The organism is Bacillus sp. CCNWLW194 (genome assembly GCF_037120585.1).
Taxonomy (GTDB): Bacteria; Bacillota; Bacilli; order Bacillales; family Bacillaceae_G; genus Bacillus_A; species Bacillus_A basilensis.
Map to the genome: position 1 here is coordinate 1 of NZ_JBBBBL010000008.1, position 23,778 is coordinate 23,778.

Here is a 23,778-nt window from a genome sequence, read left to right on the forward strand (position 1 = left end):
CCCACAGAAAAATCCCCTCCATAGTAAACAGGTTAATGTGCTTTCTTTTTCCTGTCTACTATAAGGGGATCATATCAGTATGGAGAGCTTGTTTTTATTTTATTACTAGTATACGTACAATTTACTTTCCGCCAATTTTGGTTGAAGAACTAAAGTCTCATCGTAAGTTTATAGAATACGAAAAAGAAAACGCTAGTGATAAATACACCGACTTCAACCTAACTCTTCCTTCCACGTTCGATTCTCGTAGCACCCGATATGCAACATTCTGTAATTGAAAAACTCGGCGAAGTATTCGAAAAATGTGACCGCCAGTGTGACTCAGGCCTAAAATATCGTTAAAAACGCTGGATAAATTAGACAGATTAAAGGTGTTACTTCACCACAAACCGCGTCTGACTACACCCATCCTTCTGCTTCGTTACTTCTAATACAGCTGGCATTGCGTTTTTCAGCTCTTGAACGTGTGAAATGACACCGATAAATCGGCCTGATTTTTGTAAGTCAATTAAAGCGTCAACTGCTTTTGTTAATGACTCCTCATCCAATGAACCAAATCCTTCATCGATAAACATCGTTTCGATGGAAATACCACCTTCATACGCTTGAATGACGTCTGCCATTCCAAGTGCTAAGCAAAGGGATGCATTAAATTTCTCTCCGCCAGATAATGTTTTTACATCGCGTGTTTGACCAGTATATGCATCGTATACATCTAGCCCTAATCCACTTTGACGATTTCTCTTTTCTACTCGTTCACTTCGTTTTAAATAAAATTGTCCGTTTGATAATTTACGTAATCGTTCGTTTGCAATTTGAACAATTTGTTCTAAATACTCTATTAAGATGTAACGCTCAAATGATATACGGCTTTCGTTATCACCTTTCATTACTTCATATAAATCAACAAGTTCTTGGAACTCTTTTTCTTCCTCATGAATTTGCTCATCAATACGTTTAATATTTTCATGTAAATCAGAAATATATGTTACCGCATTTTGCACACGTTGACGTTTTTCTTTAATAATATCGAGATTAATTTGTAATTCTGTTATGTGTTCACCTAACGCTGTAATATCCATATACTCTTTATCTTTTAATTCCGCATGTAACTCTTCAATTTGTTTTGCAAGCACTTCAAGAGATGAATAATAACCTTGAATTTCTTTTTGTAACATCTCCATCTCGGCATCACTTAATTTTGCTTCTTTATACGTGATTTGATCTGCAAATCCGCTTTGTTCAAGCTCTTTCATAAAGCGCGCGAAAGTCTCTTCTTTTTTCAATTTTGCACTTTCAAATTGATTAGAAGCACCTTCTTGTTCTGCTTGTATACGTATATGTTCATTTTGCCAATGTTGATACGCTTCCTGCACTTTCTTCCATTCATCTTCCATTAACCTAAGTTGTTGCGTTGCTTGGTCAAACTGAACTTTCCAAGCTGGTACTGTTTGTAAGTTATCTGGAATATTTTTCTTATCATGTTCATATGACGTACGAAGCTGCATACAATCCATTTCTATACGATGCTGCTCTGTTTCTACTTCACGCTTTTGTTTCTGGAGTGCATCTACTTTTTCTTCTACGCTTTTTATATTCACAGCTGTTTGCTTACGCATTTCTTCGCTTGCTTTTAACGTATTTACTTCAGTTGCTAATTGTTTTCCTTTTTGAACAAGTGCACTGTATGTTTCAGCTAATTCTTCCGCGCGATAGCCTCGCTTCTTAACCTCTTCTATTACTTGTTCATATTGAAGATGATAGAAATTCCATTTCTCCTCTAATTGAACATGTAATTTTTCAGCAAGATTCTTCTTATCTCTTAAATCATTTAACTCTTTTTCATCGATTGCATCACTTTGCTCTGTAGCTTTTTTCGGATGGTTCGTGCTACCACATACTGGACAAGATTCGCCATCATGTAAATGAAGAGCTAATATTCCAGCTTGTTCACTTAACCAGCGGCGTTCCATATTTTCATATGCGTTAACTGCCTCTTGCATCTTAGTAAATGCAGTTTCTTTTTCTTGCTCAAATTTTTGTTTTTCTTGCCAAACATCATATGCTTGCTTTAAAACTTTTGCATCTTCTCGCATATTCGTTAGTTCTTCTACTTTAGCTACATATTGCTCAAGCGCTTTTTCTAGTTGCTCTAATTCACTAGACATTAGCTGTTTTTGATTTGTATGCTCCTCTAATTGTCGATCTAAGTTTTGCATACTTTCTTTTAATTTCCCTAGTTGAATTTCTGCATTTTGTAAATGCAACTGTTTCTCAGCTAACGATGCAATAATCGGTTGTAACTCTTCTAATCTTTGAACAAGTTTTTTTGCATCTTCTCTCTCAGGTTCTTTATTCTTTACTGCTTCATATTTCTCCTGAGCAAGTTCAAAGCTATTCGTTATATTTTCTTTTTTAGCGATTATCTGTTTTAACAAACTTTCAGCCTTCTGCTCATTTTGCATTGCTTCTTCGTACCATTGTTCAAATGGTAATAAGCGCTTCGCTTGTTCCGCACGTTTAAAAGATGTTTCTTTCATTTCAATAACTGAACGGTTTTCTTGTAAAGTATTATATTTCTCATTCTTTTGTTGCAAATCTATAAATTTCTCATTTACAGATTTCGCTGTATGAAAACGTGTTTCAGCATCCTTTAATTGCTTTGATTGAACATCTTGTTTTACTTGTAATTGCTCAACCTCTGCCTTATACGCATTTGTTTCTTGCTCTAATGCTTCTACTACTTGATGTGTATTTACATGTTCTTGTTCTACTAATGTCTCTAATAATGCTCCATCGCGGATTGGTAATTTAAAAACATTACGGAAGTATAACTCTCGCTCTTTCTGCTTTTCTTGTAAGACGTCTTTCCATTGTTTTCGTTTTTGATCAAGTAACTCACGCATTAGCTTATAACGATCCGTTTTAAAAATACGACGCAAAATTTCTTCTTTATTTTCTGTCTCAGATGTTAATAGTTTTCGGAATTCCCCTTGCGGTAACATAACAATTTGGCTAAATTGATGTTTACTTAAACCAATTAAATCTTCTACTTTTTTATTTACATCCGTTACATGGAAACGATCAACAGCTGGAACCTTCTCTTCATCAATCACTTCATATAATTCTACTGCATGTCCCGTGATCGTCTTGTTCCCTTGTTTTTTATGCCCAAGTTGTCGTTTTATTTCATAGCGTTTCCCTTTTAGCTGAAAGGTTAGTTCTACACTTGTATACGTATTATCATCAGCAAATTGACTGCGAAGCATGCTCGTATCACTACGTTCTTCTCCGCTTGCCTCACCATATAACACATAACAAATCGCATCAAAAATCGTTGTCTTTCCAGCTCCAGTATTCCCAGAAATGGCGAAAATACGATGCTCTCCGAGGTCATCAAAATCGATTACTTCTTTCTGTTTATATGGCCCAAATGCCGTCATAATTAGCTGAATCGGTCTCATCCTCGTTCACCTTCCCGTTCTTGCACTGTTTGTAATACTTCTACAAATAGACGCTCTTTCTCTTCTGATAAATCTAAGCCTTTCATTTCTTTATAAAAAGCTTTTAAAAGAGATAAATCATCCGTTTTATGTCTTGAAACAGTTACTTCATTTGACTCTATGAACTCTCGTCTTTGAATGGACCTTTCAACATGCATTGCATTTGGATATACAGAGCGTATTTTTTCCATTGGCTGCAAGACAGGATTTTCATCTAATAATTTTACAAACACGTAATCTTCACTTACTGGATTTTGTAATAATTCATCTATTTTTGCTTCTACTGTTCGCATTTTACGACGTGGTGTAAGTAACCTTTTTTCAATTGTTACTTCCCCTGTTTCGTCCAGTTCCACAATATAATAACCTTTTTTATGTTTTTCTTCAGAAATAGAATACGCAAGTGGCGAACCTGAATATCGAATTGTCTCATTACGTACGAAATGCGCTTGATGTAAATGTCCAAGCGCTGTGTAATGAAACTTATCAAAATAATGACTATTTACGTATTCAGCACCCCCAATTGAAAGTGGTCGTTCTGCATCACTTGTATTCTCCTCCGCTTCTCCTGCAGAAGTTACAAATGCATGACCAACAAATACATGTCTAGCTTCTTTATCCATCGTTTCAGAAAGCTCATTCATAAAAATACGCATCGCATCATCATGAGAACGTATGTCTTCGTTTTTCAATACATGTCTAACTATACTTGGATCCGCATATGGAACGAGATGGAAGTGAACCTCGCCATATTCATCATTTAATATAATTGGCTCATACGGAAATTGAAATTGTCCCACAATAAATAATCCTTGTTTCTTCATTAAACTACTTCCAAAATGAATACGATCTGGACTATCATGGTTTCCTGCAACCGCAATAACTGGTGTTTGTAAATCAATCACTATTTTTTGCAGCACATCATTTAATAAGTCTACTGCTTCCGTAGGTGGAATTGCTCGGTCGTATAAATCCCCTGCAATAATTACGGCATCTGGTTTTTCTTCTTCAACAGCTTGTACAAACTGATCTAATACAATCTTTTGATCTTCAGTCATATACACGCCATGAACAAGCTTTCCTAAATGCCAATCCGCTGTATGAAATAACTTCATGGTTTCCTGCTCCTTTTAATTTACTGATTTTAGTGATATAAGTTGATAGTTAATTGTAGTTTTCCCGTTTTCCCACTCTAACTTTTGTATCATTGCACTGCCAATTCTTTCTTCATTTGATTTATATAAAGGTAATATTTCTTGAACTGTAAATAAGTGATAACCATCCAATTTTAATTGAAATATGTTTTCTTCTATATGTAATCTTACTTCTTTTTCATTTGAAATAATTTTTGTGTGCATCTCAAATTTCATGATAGATACAACCCCTTTTTCTAATCTCTCTCTACAATATTAATAGTATATTGGCTATGCAAGATTGACAAGTAAATACACGGCAAAGTACATACTTTTCTATTTCTAAATGTTTTTTATTTATATATATAATGCGGTATGTGAAATTTTATTCGTTACAAAAATAAAAATGTCTACCGCGACATCTTTATTTTTGTATAAAGTCTTTCATTACATAATATAAAACTGTAATGAAAACGATCGCTACAAAAAATGAAAATACTGCAACAATGTATCCATCCTTATTTAATAGAATGCAAAAAGAAAGAGATATGATAAAAATCGGAAATACAAGCCGTACTTTATCCTTCACTTCCTCTGTCGTATCTGTATGATGAAAATACTGAGTTATCCCTATTATTAAAGAAGACAAAATAATCACCGACAATAGTAAAGGTACTGGCATTCCGATTTCTCCTTTCTCTATTTCTAATGAAAAGCAATTTTTCTTTCATTTTAATCACTTCAAATACTCTTTTTAAAGTGAGGATTTACAATTTACACATATATAATAGCGTGTTTATCATGGTAAATTCAAATAATTACAATTACAGTAATGTTGTAATATTCATTTTCAATCTCCAAAATCCTGCAAATATAACTCGTCAAAATATGCAGTGGACAAATTAACATGTACCGTCAACATTAGACAAAATTTATAAAGGACATTTCAGTATGTATCAAGAATTAAGAATAAGAAGATATATAAGGGAGGATGAATTATGACTGAACACGTTTTATTTTCTGTTAGTGAAAACGGCGTTGCATCAATTACTTTAAACCGCCCAAAAGCACTTAATTCTTTATCTTATGACATGTTACAACCAATTGGGCAAAAACTGAAAGAGTGGGAAAATGATGAGCGAATTGCGCTTATCGTATTAAAAGGAGCTGGCACAAAAGGTTTTTGTGCAGGCGGAGACATTAAAACTCTTTATGAAGCGCGTTCAAATGAAGTTGCATTGCAACATGCGGAACGTTTTTTTGAAGAAGAGTATGAAATTGATACATATATTTATCAATATAAAAAACCAATCATCGCTTGTTTAGATGGAATTGTAATGGGTGGTGGTGTCGGTCTTACAAATGGTGCGAAATATCGAATTGTAACTGAGCGTACGAAATGGGCAATGCCAGAGATGAATATCGGCTTCTTCCCAGACGTCGGTGCTGCTTATTTCTTAAATAAAGCTCCAGGTTTTGCTGGCCGATATGTCGCTTTAACAGCATCTATTTTAAAAGCTGCTGACGTATTATTTATAAACGCTGCTGATTACTTTATGACATCTGATTCATTACCAAATTTCCTTACTGAACTTGAAAGTGTAAATTGGCATAAAGAAGACGATGTACATACTAATTTAAAAGAAGTCATTCGTACATTTGCAACTACTTCAAAATTAGAAAGCGAGCTTGCTTCTTCATTAGAAGAAATTAATTCACATTTTGCTTTCGATACAATTGAAGAAATTATCCATTCATTGGAGAAAGATCAAAGTTTCTTTGCTTTAAAAACGAAAGAAACACTATTATCAAAATCCCCTATTTCATTAAAAGTAACATTAAAACAGTTTATTGATGGACAAGATAAGTCCGTTGAAGAATGTTTCGCTACTGACCTGGTACTTGCTAAGAATTTCATGAGACATGAAGACTTCTTTGAAGGCGTACGATCCGTTGTCGTTGATAAAGATCAAAATCCGAATTATAAATATAAGCAGTTAAGTGATGTTTCAGAAGAAGATGTAAATCGATTCTTTAACTTACTTAATGCGTAAAGAGAAACTTTAATAAGTGGGATTCATCGCCCACTTATTATTGCCCCTTACCAATCGTCCGTTCATGCGGGATAAAGAGGCTATACAGTAGTGGAATTCCACTACTGTATAGCCTCTTTATCATTTAATATTTTTTAATAAAATTTAATTTTATTAAATCAAAATGTGTGCTACACTAATTTTAATCAAATATTCTAAAAATAAAAAAGGAGGAGCGACTATGATTGAAAATTTTTTTCTTTTCATCATTATGTCTATTTGTCTTATTATTTTACCCGGTCCTGATACTGCAATGGCTACAAAAAATACATTAGTTGCCGGTAAAGTCGGTGGAGTGAAAACAGTGTTCGGTACATGCGTTGCACTATTGATTCATACTTTAGCAGCAGTAATCGGACTTTCCGCACTTATTGTAAAATCAGCTCTTTTATTTTCTATTTTCAAGTACGTTGGAGCTCTATATTTAATTTATATTGGTATTAAAGCCCTTTTAGCAGTTAGAAACAAAGAAAGCGTTGATACGAACGATATTTCTTTGAATAATGCAAACGAGCATACTTCTTGTTTTCGCCAAGGGTTTCTTACAAATTTATTAAATCCTAAGATTGCAGTCTTCTTTTTAACTTTTTTACCGCAATTTTTAAATCCAAATCATAACACGTTTATCCAACTTCTCGTAATGGGCCTTACTTATCTTATTTTAACAGTTATATGGTTCGCTTTTTATATATTTTTAATTGATAAAATTAGTGCTTTTATGAAAAAACCGAAGACGCAACGTTATATTCAAGGGTTAACTGGAATCGTCTTAATTGGTTTTGGTATTAAACTAGCTTTTGAAAAAAGTAATTAACAAGACGAAAAACACCACATCTTTAGAGTGGTGTTTTTCATTTAACAACCGATTTGGCTTTCTACTCTTTATTAAAACCAACGCTCAGTTACAACTTTTTTACGTGTATAGAATTGAACGCCATCTGTACCATTTGTACCTAAATCACCAAAGAATGAAGCTTTGTTTCCTGCAAATGCGAAGAATGCCATTGGTGCTGGAACGTTTACGTTTACACCAATCATACCAGCATCGATGTTATCACGGAATGTTTGTGCATGTTTACCATTTGACGTATAAATAACCGCACCATTTGCAAATTTAGATTGGTTTGTTAGTTTAATACCTTCTTCTAAATCTTTAACTCTTACGATACTTAATACTGGAGCAAAAATTTCATCTTGCCAAATTTTCATTTCTTGATTTACGCCATCAAAGATTGTCGCACCTACAAAGTAACCTTCACCAACTTCTTCCTTAATTTTGCGGCCATCTACTAATAATGTTGCTCCATCTGCTACACCGCTATTAATATAGCCTAATACACGCTCTTTATGAGATTCACGAATTAATGGTCCAACATAATTATCTTCGTGGAAACCGTCACCTACTTTTAGCTTCTTCGTCTCAGCTACTAGTACGTCGATGAATTCATCTGCAATTTCATCAACTACTGCTACTACTGAACATGCCATGCAGCGCTCTCCACTACTTGCGAATGCAGATCCAATTACACCTTGTACAGTTTTTTCAAGATTGCAATCTGGCATTACAATCGCGTGGTTTTTCGCACCAGCTAACGCTTGTACACGTTTCCCGTGTTTTGTACCTGTTTCGTATACGTATCGAGCTACTGGTTCAGATCCTACGAACGAAACTGCTTGAATATCTTTATTTTCTAAAATGCTATTTACAACATCTTTTCCGCCTTGTACTAAGTTTAATACCCCTTTTGGAAAACCAGCTTCATAGAATAGCTCTACAAGTCGCTCTGCTAAAAGTGGCGTTCTTTCAGATGTTTTTAATACGAATGTATTACCGCAAGCAATTGCAAGTGGGAACATCCATAATGGAATCATCATTGGGAAGTTAAACGGTGTAATACCAGCGACAACTCCAATTGGGTAGCGCCAAATTGATCCATCAATGCCGCTAGCAATATTCGGAAGTGCTTGTCCCATCATTAAATTTGGTGCTGATGTTGCAAGTTCTACTGCTTCAATACCACGTTGTACTTCACCAGTTGCATCCGTTAATGTTTTACCATTTTCTAGCGTAATGATTTTTGCAAGCTCTTCTTTGTTTTCTTGTAAAAGCTGTAAATATTTATATAATTGTCTTGAACGATTCGGAACTGGTACTTTAGACCATGTTTCATATGCTACTTTTGCTGCTTCAACCGCTTTTTCAACATCTTCTTTCGGAGATAGTGGAACGTAAGCGATAATTTTTCCAGTTGCTGGATTTGGAACTGCTTCTACTTCTGTACCAGTAGATTCTACCCACTCACCATTAATATGATTTTTCACTCGTTTAATTTCAGTTGTAATCATTATATTCTCTCCTTTTTTTATGATGTTTATCAATCTATTATTTTTGATTAGAAATTAATTGTTCACTAACTTTCTTATATAAAGCAGCCATATCGTTTTCACCATACCCAGCTTCACTTGCTTCTTCATATACGTTTAATAACATTTCGCTTACCGGTAAGTGAAGTTCACTTTCTTTCGCTAAATCGACTGCAAATCCCAAATCTTTCTTTAATAAATTTACAGTAAAGCCTGGCTCGTAGTTTTCTGATGCAATGAAACTTTTATAATTGCGCTCATAAATTCTACTTTGACCGTAACTTACATTTAAAATATCAAACATTTTATCTAAATTCATATTGTTCTTTTTTGCTAATGTTAAAGCTTCGCTCACACCAGCTGTATAAAAACCAATTAATAGGTTATTAATTAATTTAACTGTTGTACCACTATCAATCTGCTCACTAACATGGAAAATATTCGCTCCTAGTACGCTCATGATAGATTCCGTTTTATCATATACCTCTTTTGATCCACCAACCATAAACGTTAATGTACGGTTTTCGGCTCCAATTACCCCACCACTAACAGGTGCTGCTAAGAAGTCTACTTTCTTTTCCTTTGCAGCTTCCTCTAACTGTTTGTTTAACTGTGGAGATACAGTACTTGTATCAATTAAAACTACATTCGAGTGACTATTTTCAAATAATCCTTCTTGTCCAAAATATACTGCTTCAACAGCACGAGGTGAAGGTAAACTTGTAAAAATCACATCGCATGTTTCTGCTAGTTTTGAGATTGATAAGCCAATAATTCCTCCTTCTTTTTCAAAGGAAGCTTCAGCATCTCTATTTAAGTCCACACCATATACTGTGTAACTTGATTTAACTAAATTTTTAGACATTGGAAGACCCATGTTACCTAAACCGATAAAACCAATCTTTTTCATATCGCTTTCCTCCTATTTACACAATATACTTTCCGCGATTTATAATAGCTTTCGCAATTTCTCTCTTTTTTGTAAATACGTTCGTGTATAAAGGCACTAATAATTGACGAATTTCAGTTAAAATCACGTGTCTATCTTGTTCTTCTGTGACAGCCGCTGAAAGTATAGAAATCGCCGCTTCTTCTACTTTGCGATAGCCTTCTTCACAAATAACGTCAGTTATCATTTGTTTCGTACGCTCTTTCTCTTCACCATTTTTACTAATTGCTTTACTCGTACGTAAAAATGCTGATTCCATGACGTACACGTCCGTTAACATATTTGATAATACACGTGAATATTCTTGCTCTTGATCAATTTTTAATCCTGGAGTTTTAGAGAGCGTTTTCAAAGATTGTTTCAACAATTTTTTTGCTAATAAAATGTAACGATGGTTTCTTTCTACATTCGCTAAATCAATTTCTACTTTAGTATCTTCTATTTGCTCGATTTGCTTCATTAACATTTTGGCAACTGTTAATCTATTAATTTCGTTCGTTCCTTCAAAAATACGACTAATTCTAGCATCACGATATAATCGTTCTACTTCATATTCTTGCATATAACCGTAACCACCATGAATTTGTACAGCTTCATCTACGATATAAGCAAGTGTTTCAGAAGCGTTCACTTTATTCAGTGCACATTCGACTGCAAATTGAGACATTTTCTTCATAAGATCTTCATCACTCTCATGAATTGCTTCATCAATTACACCTGCTGTACGATAAGCTGCACTTTCTGCTCCATATGTAGCAATGATCATATTTGCAATTTTCTCTTGAATCATCGTAAAATCTACTAATTCCGTTTGGAACTGTTTTCGCTCTTTTCCATATTGAACCGACAAACCAATTGCTTGTTTTGCTGTTCCAATATTTCCAAAAGCAAGCTTTAGTCTAGCAAAGTTAAGAATATTAAGAGCTACGTGATGCCCCTTCCCAACTTCCCCTAAAACATTTTCAGCAGGTATTACTACATCTTCTAGAATAAGCGTTGCCGTTGAAGAACCTTTAATCCCCATTTTCTTTTCTTCTAGTCCAATGGATACACCTTCACATGTTCTTTCGACAATAAACGCTGTCATTCCTTTATTTGTCTTCGCAAAAACAACGTATACATCTGCCATATGAGCATTTGTAATCCACTGCTTCTCACCATTTAACTTCCAAGCAGTACCATCTTCATTCAATACTGCGCTCGTTTTTGCACTTAATGCATCAGAACCGGCATTTGGCTCAGTTAAAGCATAAGCACCAACCCATTCTCCTGATGCAATTTTCGGCAAATATTTTTCTTTTTGTTCTTTCGTTCCATAATATATGTAAGGCAATGTACCTACACCAGCGTGTATATTAAATGAAACGCTAAATGCACCAGCGTATCCCATTTTTTCTGCTACAAGCCCTGAAACTGCCTTTCCTAATTCGAATCCGCCATATTCTTCTGGGACCTCGATACTTAATAATCCAAGTTCTCCAGCTTTCTCAAATAATTGACGAGAAACTTTATAGTTATGTTGTTCAATATTCTCCATTTGTGGAACAATTTCTTGTTTAACGAATTGTTCTGTCGTTTTTGCAATTAAATCTTCATCTCCTGAAAAATCTTCTGGCGTAAAGAAAGCATGATTCACATCTTTATTAAGTGAAAAAAATTCATCCCACGGTAACTTCGTTTTCTCCATCTGAATCCCCCTATCATTTCGGCCTTACTTGCTACTACATATGCTCGTCTACGATGAGTGGAATATCTTATTTTTGAAAACAGAAGGCGATGAATTTTCACATCAAGCAGTTCGTTTTGCCAAAGATGTATTCTCATCGCCTTAGTTGTTTTATCTATTGATCCTCTGATAATACTGTTTTTGCAATTCCAGTATCTAGTTCTTCAAAGTCATGATATGAAATTGTTTCATATAACTCACTTCTCGTTTGCATATTTGAAAGTGCATCTTTTTGAGAACCTGTTTCCTTAATTAAAGTAAACACATTTTCATACGCTTTCGCTGCAACACGAAGTGAAGTTACAGGATAAATAACCATTTGGAAGCCCATATTCGCAAATTCCTCTGCGCTATAATACGGTGTTTTTCCGAACTCAGTCATATTCGCAAGTAAAGGTGCATTTACTTTACTATTAAATAGACGGAACTCCTCTTCTGATTGAAGCGCTTCAGGGAATATCGCATCTGCACCTGCTTTTACATAGGCGTTCGCTCTTTCAATCGCTTCATCCAAGCCTTCTACGCCGCGAGCATCTGTACGCGCTACAATATATAAGCTTGGCGCAACTTCTTTAATTGCTTTAATCTTTTGAACTAATTCTTCTGTCGTAACAAGTTTCTTACCATTTAAATGTCCACATTTTTTTGGTAATTGTTGATCTTCAATTTGAACAGCTGCTACTTTTGCTTCCAACATTTCTACCGCTGTTCTCGCTACGTTTAGTACACCACCAAATCCAGTATCAATGTCAACAAGAACTGGTAAATCTGTAGCTCTTACTAAATCTTTTGCTCTCTCTGCTACTTCAGTAGACGTCACGATTCCTAAATCTGGTAGCCCTTTACTTGCAGTATAAGCAGCTCCCGATAAATAAAGAGCTGAAAAACCTGTATTTTTCGCAACAAGAGCTGCCATTGCATCATGAGCACCTGGAATTTGTAAAATTTCATTTGCTTCTACTAAAGCTCGGAAGCGATTCGCAAGCTCTTCTTGTGTTGACTGTTTATCCACAACCCAAGCCATTTTAGATTCCCCCTATTATTAAATTAAGAATAGATCTACAAATTCGTTTACATTCATATTTTCTAGTTTTTCTTCATTTAAACAAACTTCATGAATTTGTTCTTGTTGCTTATTAGAATAATGACCTGCCATATTTGCAGTGAATTTTTGAACAACTTTCGGAATTGCTTCGTCTCTACGGAAACGGTGTCCAAGTGGATATTCACATTCCACGCTTTCTGTTACAGTGCCATCTTTGAAATGAACTTGAACAGCGTTGGCGATTGAGCGCTTGTTCGGGTCAAGGTAATCTAAACTGTACTGTTTGTTTTCAACAACAACCATCTTATTACGTAATTCATCTACACGTGGATCATTTGCTACTGCATCCTCATAATCATCCGCAACGATATCTCCTTTTAATAAACCAATTGCCGTAATGTATTGTAAGCAATGATCACGATCAGCTGGGTTATTTAATGGACCTTCTTTATCAATAATACGAATTGCTGATTCATGAGTTGTAATTGTAATTCGGTCAATTTCATCTAATCTTTCTTTAATTTCCGGATGTAATTTTACAGCACATTCTGCAGCTGTTTGTGCATGGAATTCTGCTGGATATGATACTTTAAATAATACATTTTCCATTACATAAGACTCTAATGGTCTTGCTAATTTTAATTCTTGTTTATTAAATAATACATCTTGGAATCCCCAGCCTGGTGCAGATAATGCTGTAGGGTAACCCATTTCACCTTTTAGAGCAGTCATTGCAAGATGAACACCGCGGCTCGTTGCGTCACCTGCTGCCCATGATTTACGTGATCCAGTATTTGGAGCATGACGATATGTACGAAGACTAGAATTATCAATCCACGCATGCGATAATGCATTAAAGATTTCTTCACGTGTTCCACCAAGCATTTTCGCAACTACAGCAGTTGTTGCTACTTTTACATATAATACGTGGTCAAGACCAACACGGTTTAAGCTGTTTTCTAAAGCAAGCACACCTTGAATTTCATGAGCTTTAATCATCATTTCTAATACTTCACGTACTTTTAACGGTTCTTTTCCTTCTGAAATACGAACTCGGCTAATATAATCTGCAACTGCTAAAATTCCGCCTAAGTTATCAGATGGATGTCCCCATTCTGCTGCAAGCCAAGTATCGTTATAGTCTAACCAACGGATCATACATCCAATATTGAATGCACCTTTCACTGGATCTAGTACGTAAGACGTTCCTGGTACACGTGTACCGTTTGGCACGATTGTGCCTGGTACAACTGGTCCTAATAATTTCGTACACTCTGGATATTGAAGTGCTAAAATTCCGCATCCAAGTGTATCTAATAATACATAGCGAGCAGTACTAAATGCTTCTGCACTAGTAACCTCTTTATTTAATACATAATCCGTAATTTCTTCTAATAATGCATCTTTTTGTTTAATTTCATTTGTTTTAATCATGCTAATCTTCCCTTTCTGTCGAAAATTCGTTATTATTAATGATGGGTGTCGGTCAAACACCCATCTGGCGGGCGGCGCTAACAACTCCCCAGTTGTTCTTATTTACTAAGCACATGTCGCTCGCCAATATAATTTACACGCGGACGAAACAATCGATTATTTGCATGTTGCTCAATCACGTGCGCACATAGTCCTACTGTTCTAGAGCTAAAGAAGATTGGTGTGTAAAGTTGAATTGGAATACCAAGCATCCAATATACTGGAGCTGCATAATAATCAAGGTTTGGATAAATTCCTTTTTCCTTCTCCATAATCTTTTCTCCAGCTTCACACATTTCATATAGTGTATAATCACCTTTGACATCACATAACTGCTTTAAAGCTTCCTTCATCATTAAAGCTCTTGGATCCATTTTCTTCATATAAACACGGTGTCCAAAGCCCATAATTTTTTCTTTGTTATATAATTTCTTCTGTAACAACTCTTCAAACTTCTCAACATTACCAGCTTCTAAAAGCATGTACATAACCGCTTCATTTGCACCACCATGTAAGCTTCCTTTTAGTGATGCAACCGCACCAGTTAAAGCACCATACAAGTCAGATTGCGTTGATGCAATAACGCGTGCTGTAAATGTAGAGTTTGGCATTTCATGTTCACTATATAAAACAAGGGAACGATCAAAGATCTTCTCCTCAAGTTCCGTTGGTTTTTTACCTGTTAACATATAGAAGAAATTCGCGCTATATGATAATTCCTTAAGAGGTTCGATTGGGTCTTCATTATTTAAAATATGATAGCTATTCGCTACAATGTTTGGTACTTTACTTAACAGCTTGTACCCACGGCTTTTGTTTACTTCTAATGAACGGTTTTCGATATCATTATCATAACCAGCTAGTGCGGACACACCTGTACGCAATCCATCCATAGGGTGCGTTTCTTTCGGCAATGCCTTTAATACGTTGAATACACCTTCTGGTACCGCATATTCTTCTTTTAATTTGTTTTCAAGTGTTGCTTTTTCATCTTCATTCGGTAGATGTTCTTCCAATAAAAGGTGCACAATGTCTAAATACTCTTTTGTTTTTGAGAGTTCGATTAAATCATACCCTTGAATTACAATTTCACCTTTCACTGTGTCAAGAAACGAGATCTTCGTCTCCGCTGCCACTATACCATCTAATCCCGGGGAAAATTTTTCTTCAGCTTTCATCATTATTTCCTCCAATCCTAATAGATCTTCGTGCACATAACTGTAAGCCTTTACAATGTTGTGAAACTACATTTCTATTTCAATGTATCAGAGTTTTTAGAAGATTTCAATTTATTTTATAATGATAAGTTTCCTATACTTTTATCGATGTAACAATACAATTTTTCAAAAATAATTTTCATATTTTATAAAGAAAGGACAGACTTCTCTCTATCTATCCTTAAAACAAAATATAAAGTTGATTCATATAATCCCATTAAATATATCTATTTTATAATTCCTTTTACTAAATAAAAAAACGAACTGTAAACATATACAGCTCGTTTTTTGCATTATATTTATTTCACTATTCTCTAAATATAATTTTCATATACAATTTATTTATTTTTAATAAAGTTATTATTTTACGTAATTAAATTGAATTTCTTCTGTTTCCTCATGATAATCTACAACTAAATCATAGTTTTGAAAGTACCAAAGATCATCAACATCCACAAAAAATAGAATGCCTTCTTTCTCAACTGACACGATTCCCCCATCTGGTTTCTCCGCAACAATCCCTAAAGAATAGCCAGGCTGAATCGAGCTATCTCCACCGTATCTTACATTAAACCGTATAGATTCACCATGCTTTATACGTAACTCTTCTTTAAACCATTGTAGAGCTTTATGATCAATTGAAATTTTCATCTTTGTTCCTCCAGTTTACGCAAATTCTTTTTTACTTAATCGTTGTTTTACAAGAACGATAAAAATAATTAAAGCAATTAATCCTGAAATTGCACTACCCGCAAATAAAATACGGTAACCAAACATTTGCGAAACAACTCCAAGTAAAATTGCACCCAATCCAATTCCTAAATCAAATGCAGTAAAAAATGAAGCGTTAGCAACCCCTCTTTTGCTCGAATCAACTATTGTAAGCATCGCCGCTTGCAAAGCTGGTTGTGCTGAGCCAAATCCAATACCGTATAATATCGCTGCAATCATTACACCCGTCAAACCATTGGAAAGAGTTAATACAACGATAGCTAAAATAGTAATGCATAATGCTGGGAGTATGATGAATACTTCTCCAAATTCATCTAATAGTTTCCCTGAAATTGGTCTTATAATTGTTAATGCAACTGCATATACAAGAAAGAATGTCCCAGGATTCACATCAATTGACGATGCAAATAGCGGTAAAAACGTCGTAATCCCTCCATATGCAAACGATAAAAAGAAAACGACAATCGTAATGGATAAAACGGATTTTTCAAACAATTGCATTTTCTCTTTTTCTTTTTGTGCTGTAAATGGCATTTTCGTCATTAACGATAATACGACTGCCATAAAGGATAAAAGAGTTGCTAACAAGAAAAGGCCGTGAAATGAATAATTTTGTACAACCGATAATCCAATCATCGGGCCGATTGCCATTGCAATTGTCATAGCCATCCCATACCAACCCATACCTTCACCACGGCGTGAATCTGGAATCATATCAGTTATCGCTGTTCCAACAGCTGTTGTAGAAACAGCCCATGTTACTCCGTGAATAACACGTAAAACAGCTAAAAGGACAATAGTCGACGCTAAATTATAAGAATACATCGTTAACCCAAAAAAGATGAGTCCGAAAATAATAAAAGATCTTCTACCATATCGATCTAACATCCCTCCAATAACCGGTCGTATTACAACTGCAGCTATTGTGAACATTCCCATCATAAGTCCAACTTGTGATTCATTGCCACCTATCTCTTTAATAAAGAGCGGGAGCGTTGGAACAAGTAAATAAAATCCTGTAAATAAAAATAACATTGCGAAAGTCATTTGAATAAATGATTTCGTCCATAATCTTTCCATTAGAATTCCTCCATAAACACGTAAGTTATTGCAATTAACACCTCCATTTTACAGCTTCTTTGTTCCTTTGCCTTCCGTAAATAGACGTATCTTTTTATAATAAATGGTCCATCATCATTTTAAATTGGTCTTACAACTTTATATGTATGTTTTAGCCTAAAGTCCTATCTATATGTACCTTTATATGTGTAAAAAGAATATACTACTTTATTATCACAAATTAGGAGTGATTATTTTATGTGGGTATCTTCAAGAGTAACTGCCGTAGTCCCTTCGACTCCTGGGATACACGTTCCTGCAGTCCATACTGCTAGTTCCGATGTAGGAATTGAACTTCCCCCAACTTGGCAACAATATCAAATTCCCGGTCAAGTTACTCCCTCATTTTGGCATCATGGCGCACATCCAAGTAGTACCACCTTTCATAGCCACAGTTATCCTCCACTACCTCAGTCTCAAGTTTTTTATCATTTCCCTTCAATTTATTTCCAAAACTTCTATGGTACATTTAATATTTAAAATACATCGTCTCATAGCTACTGCATTTAAACGAAAAAAGCACTTAAGATTGTAATTTTTACAAATCTTAAGTGCTTTTTAATATTTTCATGAAATTTTCTTATTGTCCATTATTAGCAGGGGCTTCTCCTGCATTACCACCTGTATCTGGTTGTGTGGTCACTGGTGGCGTTGTATTTCCTTGGCCTCCTCCATTATTTGCTGGAGGTGTCGTATTTCCTTGGCCTCCTCCGTTATTTGCTGGAGGTGTCGTATTTCCTTGGTCTCCTCCGTTATTTGCTGGAGGTGTTGTATTTCCTTGGCCTCCTCCGTTATTTGCTGGAGGTGTCGTATTTCCTTGACCTCCTCCATTATTTGCTGGAGGTGTCGTTCCTTGACCATTACCATTATTTTGTTCATTTTGTTTCTTTTCTTCTTCTTGTTTCTTTTGCTCTTCTAGTTTCTTTTGTTCTTCTTGCTTCTTAAGTTCTTCTTGCTTCTTAAGTTCTTCTTGTTTCTTTTGTTCTTCTTGTTTTTTCAGTTCTTCTAGTTTCTTTAATTCTTCTTGCTTTTTCTCTTCTTCAGTTTTTTGCTGCTGATCTTGTTTTGGTTGTTCTGTCGTGTCTGGTACGCTCATATTTGGAGAAGAATCACGTTTTTCACCTTTTATACGTAACTCACTGCCTTCTTGAATTACACTACTTGGCATTTTAAAGCGTGATTTGTCAGTAGCAAACTCACTCATCATTTCTTTAAAGATCAACTGTGCGATTTTCGTATTTTTACTACTAATATACTCGTCTTTACCATCTTTCATATATCCAGTCCATACCGCCATCGTATATTGCGGCGTATAACCTGCAAACCAACTATCACGAGTTGCACTTTCTGGAATATTAAATTTCGCTAATTGTTTTGAATCATAGTTTGTTGTACCCGTTTTACCAGCTACATCTAAAGAACTAATATTTGCCGCTGTACCAGTACCTGATGTCACTACTGAGCGAAGCATATCAGTAATCATATATGCTGTAGAATCAGCTATAACTTGTTTTGGTTTTTGTCCAAAACTTTGTGATTTGCCGTCTGGATAAACTACTTTCTTAACAAAATGCGGTTTCGTATACTTTCCACCATTACCAAATGTCGCATAAGCACCCGCTATTTCTGTTGGTGATACTTCGTTTGTACCAATAGCTGTAGATTCTGCCGGCGCTTTATTAAATGTAATACCTAATTTCTCAGAGAATTCCTTTGATTTATTAAGTCCTACTTCTTTTGCAGTTTTAACTGCTGGAACGTTACGTGACATTTTTAACGCTTCACGCATAGTAATTGGGCCTAAATGACTTCTGTCCGCATTTCGAAGTTCTTGTCCAGTTGAATATTTAAATGGAGAATCATCAATTTGATGATACGTAGCCCATTTTAAATATTCAATTGCAGGACCGTAATCAAAGATTGGCTTCATAGTTGAACCAGCTGCACGATCTAATTCAATTGCCATATTATGCCCTTTAAATACTGCTTTATTTTCACCGCGCCCACTACCTATAGCACGAACCTCACCTGTTTTCGTATCCATAAATGTGAAAGCACCTTGGAATTTATCATTTGGATAATTAATAATATTAGTATCTAATATCCTGTCGGCAGCCTTTTGTGCTTCTATGTCTAAAGTTGTATAAATTTCTAAACCGTCAGAACCAATATTAGCATCTGGCAATTCCTTTTCAACTTCTTTCACAACCGCATCCATAAATGCAGGATATGGCATTGCTTGTACAGTTGCAGTCTTAAGTCCATCTGTTACTTTAACTTTCGAAGCTTCTTCCATTTCTGCTTTCGTAATATAACCATGTCGATTCATTAATTTTAGTACAACATCTCTTCTTTCTGTTGCTCTTTGAATATTTTCTGTTTTCGTCGGATCATAGTTATTCGGTGCTTTTGGTAAACCTGCAAGCATCGCAACTTCTGGTAATGTTAAATCTTTTAATTCTTTACCATAGTAGTTTTGTGCTGCTGTTGCGATTCCATATGAACGGTTTCCTAAGTTAATTTTATTTAAATACATTTCTAAAATTTCATGTTTTGAATACTGTTGTTCTAGCTTATACGCTAAATATATTTCCTGAACCTTACGTTTTGATGTTTTTTCCATCGATAAGAAGTAGTTTTTAATAACCTGCTGTGTTATCGTACTTCCACCTTGTGAACCGTAATCTCCTTTAAGACTTACCAAAACAGCACGGGCAGTACCTTTAAAGTCTACTCCGCTATGTTCGTAAAAACGTGCATCTTCTGTTGCTAAAAATGCATTTTCTACTAATTTAGGAATTTGATCATACGTAACATTCGTCCGTTTTTCTTTCCCGTATTCATATACCAAATCGCCATTTTTATCATAAATTTTTGAGGATAACGGATTAACAAGTTTTGCTTTCTCAAGTTTTGGTGCATCCTTAATCATTACGAAAAAAGTAGCAACCCCCGCCACTAAACCAACAATACCAAGTAATAAACAAGTAATTAAAAACTTGCGAAAGAATGATGTTTTACCTTTTGGTTTTTGTGTTTTAGAAGCTGGCTGTTTTTTCTTTTTAACTTGTCGTCGCTCCTCTCGAGAACGATAATTTTCTGACATGTTACTTTCTCCTGCCTTTCAATTCTCCCGTTGATTTACTTCAAAATATTGAGGTCACTTTCTAAAATGAATTTAATTAAAAAAGTATATTGACCTGGAGCATTCAATATTTTCCTAATTCACAGATTATAAATTTTAGAATACTTCTTATACAAACTATTTTCACTTCCATATTTCCTAATAATGCTGCCCCTTAAAGCATAGAATGTAAAAAGTGAATTTTTAATACCTCGTATAAATAATATACCTTTTTTTCAAATGGTCAATATTTTCTTATTTATAAATCAAAGGTGAAATAAAAATAGCACAACGATATGTACTTCGTGTGAACTTCCTTATGATTACGTATAACGAACATTTAATATATTGCATATAAGTATAATACCTCTTTAATTATAAGGATTTCAATACCACAACCTCAATATCTACTAGAAATCATCAAAACTGAAAAATAAGGAGTTGCGTAAGAATGAAATTATCTCCCGTTATCTCAAAAAATATAGTTGCTGTTGGCTATAATCCTTTTTCAATGATTTTACGCATTCAATTAAAGCATGGAATGTATGATTTCTTTAACGTACCTCAAAACATTTACACTGGTTTATTAAACGCACACTCTAAAAGTTATTATCACAATACTTATATTAAAAATTCTTACCGCTACACAAAAATTTAAACTTAACCACTATATAAAAAAGAAAGGAGGATAATAATATTATCCTCCTTTCTTTTTTATATAGTTTCACGATCCAATTACCTTCTATCCCTCTTATTAATTTCATCATATGCTTGAATTTGTTTTTTTAATCGCCGATCTGCTTTTTTATCATGCACAACTAATATCGCATGTATAACCCCTGGAACCCAAAATATTAATGTTAATATGAAATTAATTATTGCTTGAAATGGTTTTCCACAAAATAATACGGCTACAGGTGGAAGAATAATTGCCAATACATACATCATCTCTTGAAAACTCCTTGTTTTGTATTTTTTATCTCTCTTCATACACTAATAACTTTTCTACTGTATATATTCTATTCCAATGCAAAAAAACCTACCACTTCAACATTTCTACGTATGTAAAATTGTAATTTTACATACCCCCTTAAAAAAACAATTTCATATTTTTATTTTTTCTAACCTTTCTTCTTTCTCTATTATAGTTAATCCAATTGCAGAAATAATAGTTCCTATTGCTTGTATCCAAATACCAATAAGTGCTATTATTCTCTCATTTTTATTATCAACCATATTATCGTCATCTTCTATTCCATTCTTCAATACATTAACAATACCTTGATAAGCTTGAAGTCCAGCGCCTAAACTTTGCAAAGAATTGCCTAGTATTATAATTCTCTGTATCGCTTTCATCTGAAGTAAAGCCGCTTCTACTCCTAAAAAAGCTCCAATCGATTGTAAACTATTCCCTACAATTATGAGATAATCATTCTCTTTCAATTGTTCATTTATGTTAAAATATGTTCCTATTACATTTGATATATTCCCTAATGCCAATAATTCAATGCCCATTTTATCGAGCATTTCACTCTTATTCTCCAAACACTTATTTTGGTTTTCTCTTTCAGCTTCATCTTCGTTATCATTACTCGCTATAATTTGTAATATATACCCGAGGGCTTGTAACGAGCTTCCTACAATTACAAGATCTGATTCAACTTCCTCTTCTCCAATAAATCCTCTTGTAGTCCCAATAGCCGCTGTAAGATTTCCTCCTACTTGAAACCACGCTCCTGTCACTTTTAAACCGCTTAGGTTCATTCTTATCACCTATTTAAAAATTTTCTAATACTTTCGACATACACAAATGGCATCCTCTATCTCATATTTATTTTCTATATGTAATTTTGTGCATTCTATAATGTGTTACTAATACAAAAAAGCACCTTTAAGGTACTTTTTTTGAGCAAAGCGTTTATCGCTAATAATATAAATACATAAAAGATACTGATTTTCATACACATGCTGGACAAGTCAATGAATATCCATTTTTATCTATTGTTATATTCAATATATATTGAATTGCATGATGTGACCACATTTCAGGTGTAGGCGATTCATTTACATACTGTGGTGCACATGAATATAGCATTGGCGTGCTAATACTTCCACCCGGATCTAAAGCAACAACAGCCATACCATGAGGCAATTCCAGTGCCATTGATTTCGTGATACCTTCAATTGCAAACTTCGAGGCACAGTATGGTGCAAGCTCAGCTTCACCTTCTCTTCCCCAGCTAGAACTCATATTAATAATAATTCCTTCTTTCCTGGCTACCATCGCCGGAACAAATGCTCTTATTACATTTACTACACCATTTACATTTACATTCATTATATTTTCAAATTCTTGAGCTGGAACTTTCCACAATTGCGCATTTTTATTAACGATCGATGCGTTATTTATTAATAAATCGGGTGCTTTATTACTATTAAGTATATAGTTTGCCCAACTACTTACTTGCTGAGAATCTGAAACATCAATGATTTGAAAATCATGTGTCTTACCGTAATATTTTTTCAATTCTTCAATTTTATCTTTTGAACGTCCACAGCCAATTATACTCCATCCCAATTCATGAAATCGATCAACCATTGCACGACCTAAACCTTGCGTCACTCCTGTTATAATTACAATTTTCCCAATGTTGTTTCGCTTCAAGCCCATCTCCTCCTTTACAATATTTTACACTCACCCTTTTCATTCAACCATTTACTAAAGTATGAAATCATTTCATACTTTAGTAAGAATTTTTATATAAACAAAAAGAGTAACCATAACAGTTACTCTTTTTGTTTATATATTAAAGAATTCATTATTTATCTCGGTATTACTTTTAAAATCTTCATCTAGTCTCATCACATACTTTTATTTAATTTCTCAATCTCATATTGCAACTTTTTAAATTGTTCAAAATGCATGGTGATAGATTGACTGTTTCCATACTCAACACTATGCTTCACCAATAAAACACCAGTGTCATGAAAAATTGCTTCAAGTTCTTTTCTGATAGATACTTTCATTATATGCGCTGTTTTAATAGATGATAAAATTGCAATTTCATTAAACTTTAATTTTATTTCATTTGGACAAAATGCTTCTTCAACCAATATAACTTCATTGCTATAAATAAGTGCAACAAGATTACTTGATTTTGCATCTGTTAAATCTACTTTTTTTATAACATTATTCATTACATTTTGCCTCCTTTGTTTTCGTATATACTAATTATACAATTGTATTTTAGTTACTAAACCTTACATTCAGTTTAACACACTTTTATTATGAGCTACACT

The 23,778-nt window shown here is 34.4% G+C and carries 21 protein-coding genes; 4 read left to right on the forward strand and 17 right to left on the reverse strand.

Annotated elements, in window-relative coordinates:
• Positions 1–374 precede the first annotated feature (374 nt).
• The 4 genes from V7S50_RS18415 to V7S50_RS18430 form a co-directional block, all read right to left on the reverse strand.
• A complete protein-coding gene (locus tag V7S50_RS18415; RefSeq protein ID WP_242251896.1) occupies positions 375–3,464 on the reverse strand; it encodes an AAA family ATPase in 3,090 nt (1,029 codons plus the stop codon).
• Positions 3,461–4,618 (reverse strand): exonuclease SbcCD subunit D, encoded by a 1,158-nt coding sequence (locus V7S50_RS18420; protein ID WP_242251893.1) that lies wholly within the window; start codon positions 4,616–4,618, stop codon positions 3,461–3,463. Before V7S50_RS18420 ends, V7S50_RS18415 begins: the two co-directional genes overlap by 4 nt.
• Before the next feature lie 15 nt (positions 4,619–4,633).
• Complete coding sequence (locus V7S50_RS18425; protein WP_242251891.1) at positions 4,634–4,873, reverse strand: DUF2584 family protein; 240 nt, start codon at positions 4,871–4,873, stop codon at positions 4,634–4,636.
• 187 nt (positions 4,874–5,060) lie between these two features.
• Positions 5,061–5,318, reverse strand: a complete 258-nt coding sequence (locus V7S50_RS18430; RefSeq protein ID WP_060630760.1) for a hypothetical protein — start codon at positions 5,316–5,318, stop codon at positions 5,061–5,063.
• Between the two features lie 316 nt (positions 5,319–5,634).
• Here V7S50_RS18430 and V7S50_RS18435 point away from each other — a divergent pair, with 316 nt between their 5' ends.
• The gene (locus V7S50_RS18435) at positions 5,635–6,690 is read left to right on the forward strand and encodes an enoyl-CoA hydratase/isomerase family protein (protein ID WP_242251890.1); all 1,056 of its coding nucleotides are present in this window, start codon (positions 5,635–5,637) and stop codon (positions 6,688–6,690) included.
• 220 nt (positions 6,691–6,910) lie between these two features.
• On the forward strand, positions 6,911–7,543 hold the full coding sequence (locus V7S50_RS18440) for a LysE family translocator (protein ID WP_063223385.1): 633 nt from the start codon (positions 6,911–6,913) through the stop codon (positions 7,541–7,543).
• Positions 7,544–7,614: 71 nt separating this feature from the next.
• On the opposite strand, the gene V7S50_RS18445 is transcribed toward V7S50_RS18440, so the two are convergent.
• The 8 genes from V7S50_RS18445 to V7S50_RS18480 all read right to left on the reverse strand — a co-directional run bounded on the left by V7S50_RS18445 (position 7,615) and on the right by V7S50_RS18480 (position 17,315).
• A complete protein-coding gene (locus tag V7S50_RS18445; RefSeq protein ID WP_242251889.1) occupies positions 7,615–9,075 on the reverse strand; it encodes a CoA-acylating methylmalonate-semialdehyde dehydrogenase in 1,461 nt (486 codons plus the stop codon).
• Positions 9,076–9,112: 37 nt separating this feature from the next.
• Entirely contained in the window at positions 9,113–10,003 is an 891-nt protein-coding gene (locus V7S50_RS18450) for an NAD(P)-dependent oxidoreductase (protein WP_063223387.1), read from the reverse strand.
• Between the two features lie 16 nt (positions 10,004–10,019).
• Positions 10,020–11,729, reverse strand: a complete 1,710-nt coding sequence (locus tag V7S50_RS18455; protein WP_242251888.1) for an acyl-CoA dehydrogenase family protein — start codon at positions 11,727–11,729, stop codon at positions 10,020–10,022.
• A gap of 154 nt (positions 11,730–11,883) precedes the next feature.
• Entirely contained in the window at positions 11,884–12,792 is a 909-nt protein-coding gene (gene prpB / locus V7S50_RS18460) for a methylisocitrate lyase (RefSeq protein ID WP_063223389.1), read from the reverse strand.
• Between the two features lie 18 nt (positions 12,793–12,810).
• Complete coding sequence (gene prpD / locus V7S50_RS18465) at positions 12,811–14,247, reverse strand: 2-methylcitrate dehydratase (RefSeq protein ID WP_000598133.1); 1,437 nt, start codon at positions 14,245–14,247, stop codon at positions 12,811–12,813.
• Positions 14,248–14,345: 98 nt separating this feature from the next.
• Positions 14,346–15,467 carry a citrate synthase gene (gene mmgD, locus V7S50_RS18470; RefSeq protein ID WP_060630752.1) on the reverse strand — a complete coding sequence of 374 codons (1,122 nt, stop codon included), beginning with the start codon at positions 15,465–15,467 and terminating at the stop codon, positions 14,346–14,348.
• Positions 15,468–15,863: 396 nt separating this feature from the next.
• Entirely contained in the window at positions 15,864–16,154 is a 291-nt protein-coding gene (locus tag V7S50_RS18475; RefSeq protein WP_063223392.1) for a HesB/YadR/YfhF family protein, read from the reverse strand.
• Between the two features lie 15 nt (positions 16,155–16,169).
• Positions 16,170–17,315: an MFS transporter gene (locus V7S50_RS18480; protein ID WP_242251887.1), complete on the reverse strand. Its 1,146-nt coding sequence runs from the start codon at positions 17,313–17,315 to the stop codon at positions 16,170–16,172.
• 237 nt (positions 17,316–17,552) lie between these two features.
• Between V7S50_RS18480 and V7S50_RS18485 the strand changes: the two genes are divergently transcribed.
• Positions 17,553–17,834 (forward strand): hypothetical protein, encoded by a 282-nt coding sequence (locus V7S50_RS18485; protein ID WP_242251886.1) that lies wholly within the window; start codon positions 17,553–17,555, stop codon positions 17,832–17,834.
• A 100-nt stretch (positions 17,835–17,934) separates the two neighbouring features.
• On the opposite strand, the gene V7S50_RS18490 is transcribed toward V7S50_RS18485, so the two are convergent.
• Positions 17,935–20,460 (reverse strand): transglycosylase domain-containing protein, encoded by a 2,526-nt coding sequence (locus V7S50_RS18490; protein WP_336376435.1) that lies wholly within the window; start codon positions 20,458–20,460, stop codon positions 17,935–17,937.
• A gap of 469 nt (positions 20,461–20,929) precedes the next feature.
• Here V7S50_RS18490 and V7S50_RS18495 point away from each other — a divergent pair, with 469 nt between their 5' ends.
• The gene (locus V7S50_RS18495) at positions 20,930–21,136 is read left to right on the forward strand and encodes a KTSC domain-containing protein (protein WP_097949322.1); all 207 of its coding nucleotides are present in this window, start codon (positions 20,930–20,932) and stop codon (positions 21,134–21,136) included.
• Positions 21,137–21,213: 77 nt separating this feature from the next.
• On the opposite strand, the gene V7S50_RS18500 is transcribed toward V7S50_RS18495, so the two are convergent.
• The 4 genes from V7S50_RS18500 to V7S50_RS18515 all read right to left on the reverse strand — a co-directional run bounded on the left by V7S50_RS18500 (position 21,214) and on the right by V7S50_RS18515 (position 23,676).
• Positions 21,214–21,426 carry a YqaE/Pmp3 family membrane protein gene (locus tag V7S50_RS18500; RefSeq protein WP_242251884.1) on the reverse strand — a complete coding sequence of 71 codons (213 nt, stop codon included), beginning with the start codon at positions 21,424–21,426 and terminating at the stop codon, positions 21,214–21,216.
• Positions 21,427–21,582: 156 nt separating this feature from the next.
• A complete protein-coding gene (locus V7S50_RS18505; RefSeq protein WP_309260130.1) occupies positions 21,583–22,242 on the reverse strand; it encodes a DUF6944 family repetitive protein in 660 nt (219 codons plus the stop codon).
• A gap of 193 nt (positions 22,243–22,435) precedes the next feature.
• On the reverse strand, positions 22,436–23,143 hold the full coding sequence (locus V7S50_RS18510) for an SDR family oxidoreductase (RefSeq protein ID WP_242251881.1): 708 nt from the start codon (positions 23,141–23,143) through the stop codon (positions 22,436–22,438).
• Positions 23,144–23,340: 197 nt separating this feature from the next.
• Entirely contained in the window at positions 23,341–23,676 is a 336-nt protein-coding gene (locus V7S50_RS18515) for a hypothetical protein (protein ID WP_063223398.1), read from the reverse strand.
• Positions 23,677–23,778: the final 102 nt, after the last annotated feature.

Excerpts from the sequence above, each read along its gene's own strand:
- V7S50_RS18485 (WP_242251886.1), top strand. The coding sequence starts at position 17,553 with ATGTGGGTATCTTCAAGAGTAACTGCCGTAGTCCCTTCGACTCCTGGG.
- V7S50_RS18455 (WP_242251888.1), bottom strand. The coding sequence starts at position 11,729 with ATGGAGAAAACGAAGTTACCGTGGGATGAATTTTTTTCACTTAATAAA.
- V7S50_RS18425 (WP_242251891.1), bottom strand. The coding sequence starts at position 4,873 with ATGAAATTTGAGATGCACACAAAAATTATTTCAAATGAAAAAGAAGTA.
- V7S50_RS18450 (WP_063223387.1), bottom strand. The coding sequence starts at position 10,003 with ATGAAAAAGATTGGTTTTATCGGTTTAGGTAACATGGGTCTTCCAATG.
- V7S50_RS18505 (WP_309260130.1), bottom strand. The coding sequence starts at position 22,242 with ATGAACCTAAGCGGTTTAAAAGTGACAGGAGCGTGGTTTCAAGTAGGA.
- V7S50_RS18490 (WP_336376435.1), bottom strand. The coding sequence starts at position 20,460 with ATGTCAGAAAATTATCGTTCTCGAGAGGAGCGACGACAAGTTAAAAAG.
- V7S50_RS18415 (WP_242251896.1), bottom strand. The coding sequence starts at position 3,464 with ATGAGACCGATTCAGCTAATTATGACGGCATTTGGGCCATATAAACAG.
- V7S50_RS18445 (WP_242251889.1), bottom strand. The coding sequence starts at position 9,075 with ATGATTACAACTGAAATTAAACGAGTGAAAAATCATATTAATGGTGAG.
- V7S50_RS18495 (WP_097949322.1), top strand. The coding sequence starts at position 20,930 with ATGAAATTATCTCCCGTTATCTCAAAAAATATAGTTGCTGTTGGCTAT.
- V7S50_RS18420 (WP_242251893.1), bottom strand. The coding sequence starts at position 4,618 with ATGAAGTTATTTCATACAGCGGATTGGCATTTAGGAAAGCTTGTTCAT.
- prpD (WP_000598133.1), bottom strand. The coding sequence starts at position 14,247 with ATGATTAAAACAAATGAAATTAAACAAAAAGATGCATTATTAGAAGAA.
- prpB (WP_063223389.1), bottom strand. The coding sequence starts at position 12,792 with ATGGCTTGGGTTGTGGATAAACAGTCAACACAAGAAGAGCTTGCGAAT.
- V7S50_RS18475 (WP_063223392.1), bottom strand. The coding sequence starts at position 16,154 with ATGAAAATTTCAATTGATCATAAAGCTCTACAATGGTTTAAAGAAGAG.
- V7S50_RS18500 (WP_242251884.1), bottom strand. The coding sequence starts at position 21,426 with ATGATGTATGTATTGGCAATTATTCTTCCACCTGTAGCCGTATTATTT.
- V7S50_RS18440 (WP_063223385.1), top strand. The coding sequence starts at position 6,911 with ATGATTGAAAATTTTTTTCTTTTCATCATTATGTCTATTTGTCTTATT.
- V7S50_RS18515 (WP_063223398.1), bottom strand. The coding sequence starts at position 23,676 with ATGAATAATGTTATAAAAAAAGTAGATTTAACAGATGCAAAATCAAGT.
- V7S50_RS18430 (WP_060630760.1), bottom strand. The coding sequence starts at position 5,318 with ATGCCAGTACCTTTACTATTGTCGGTGATTATTTTGTCTTCTTTAATA.
- mmgD (WP_060630752.1), bottom strand. The coding sequence starts at position 15,467 with ATGATGAAAGCTGAAGAAAAATTTTCCCCGGGATTAGATGGTATAGTG.
- V7S50_RS18480 (WP_242251887.1), bottom strand. The coding sequence starts at position 17,315 with ATGGAAAGATTATGGACGAAATCATTTATTCAAATGACTTTCGCAATG.
- V7S50_RS18435 (WP_242251890.1), top strand. The coding sequence starts at position 5,635 with ATGACTGAACACGTTTTATTTTCTGTTAGTGAAAACGGCGTTGCATCA.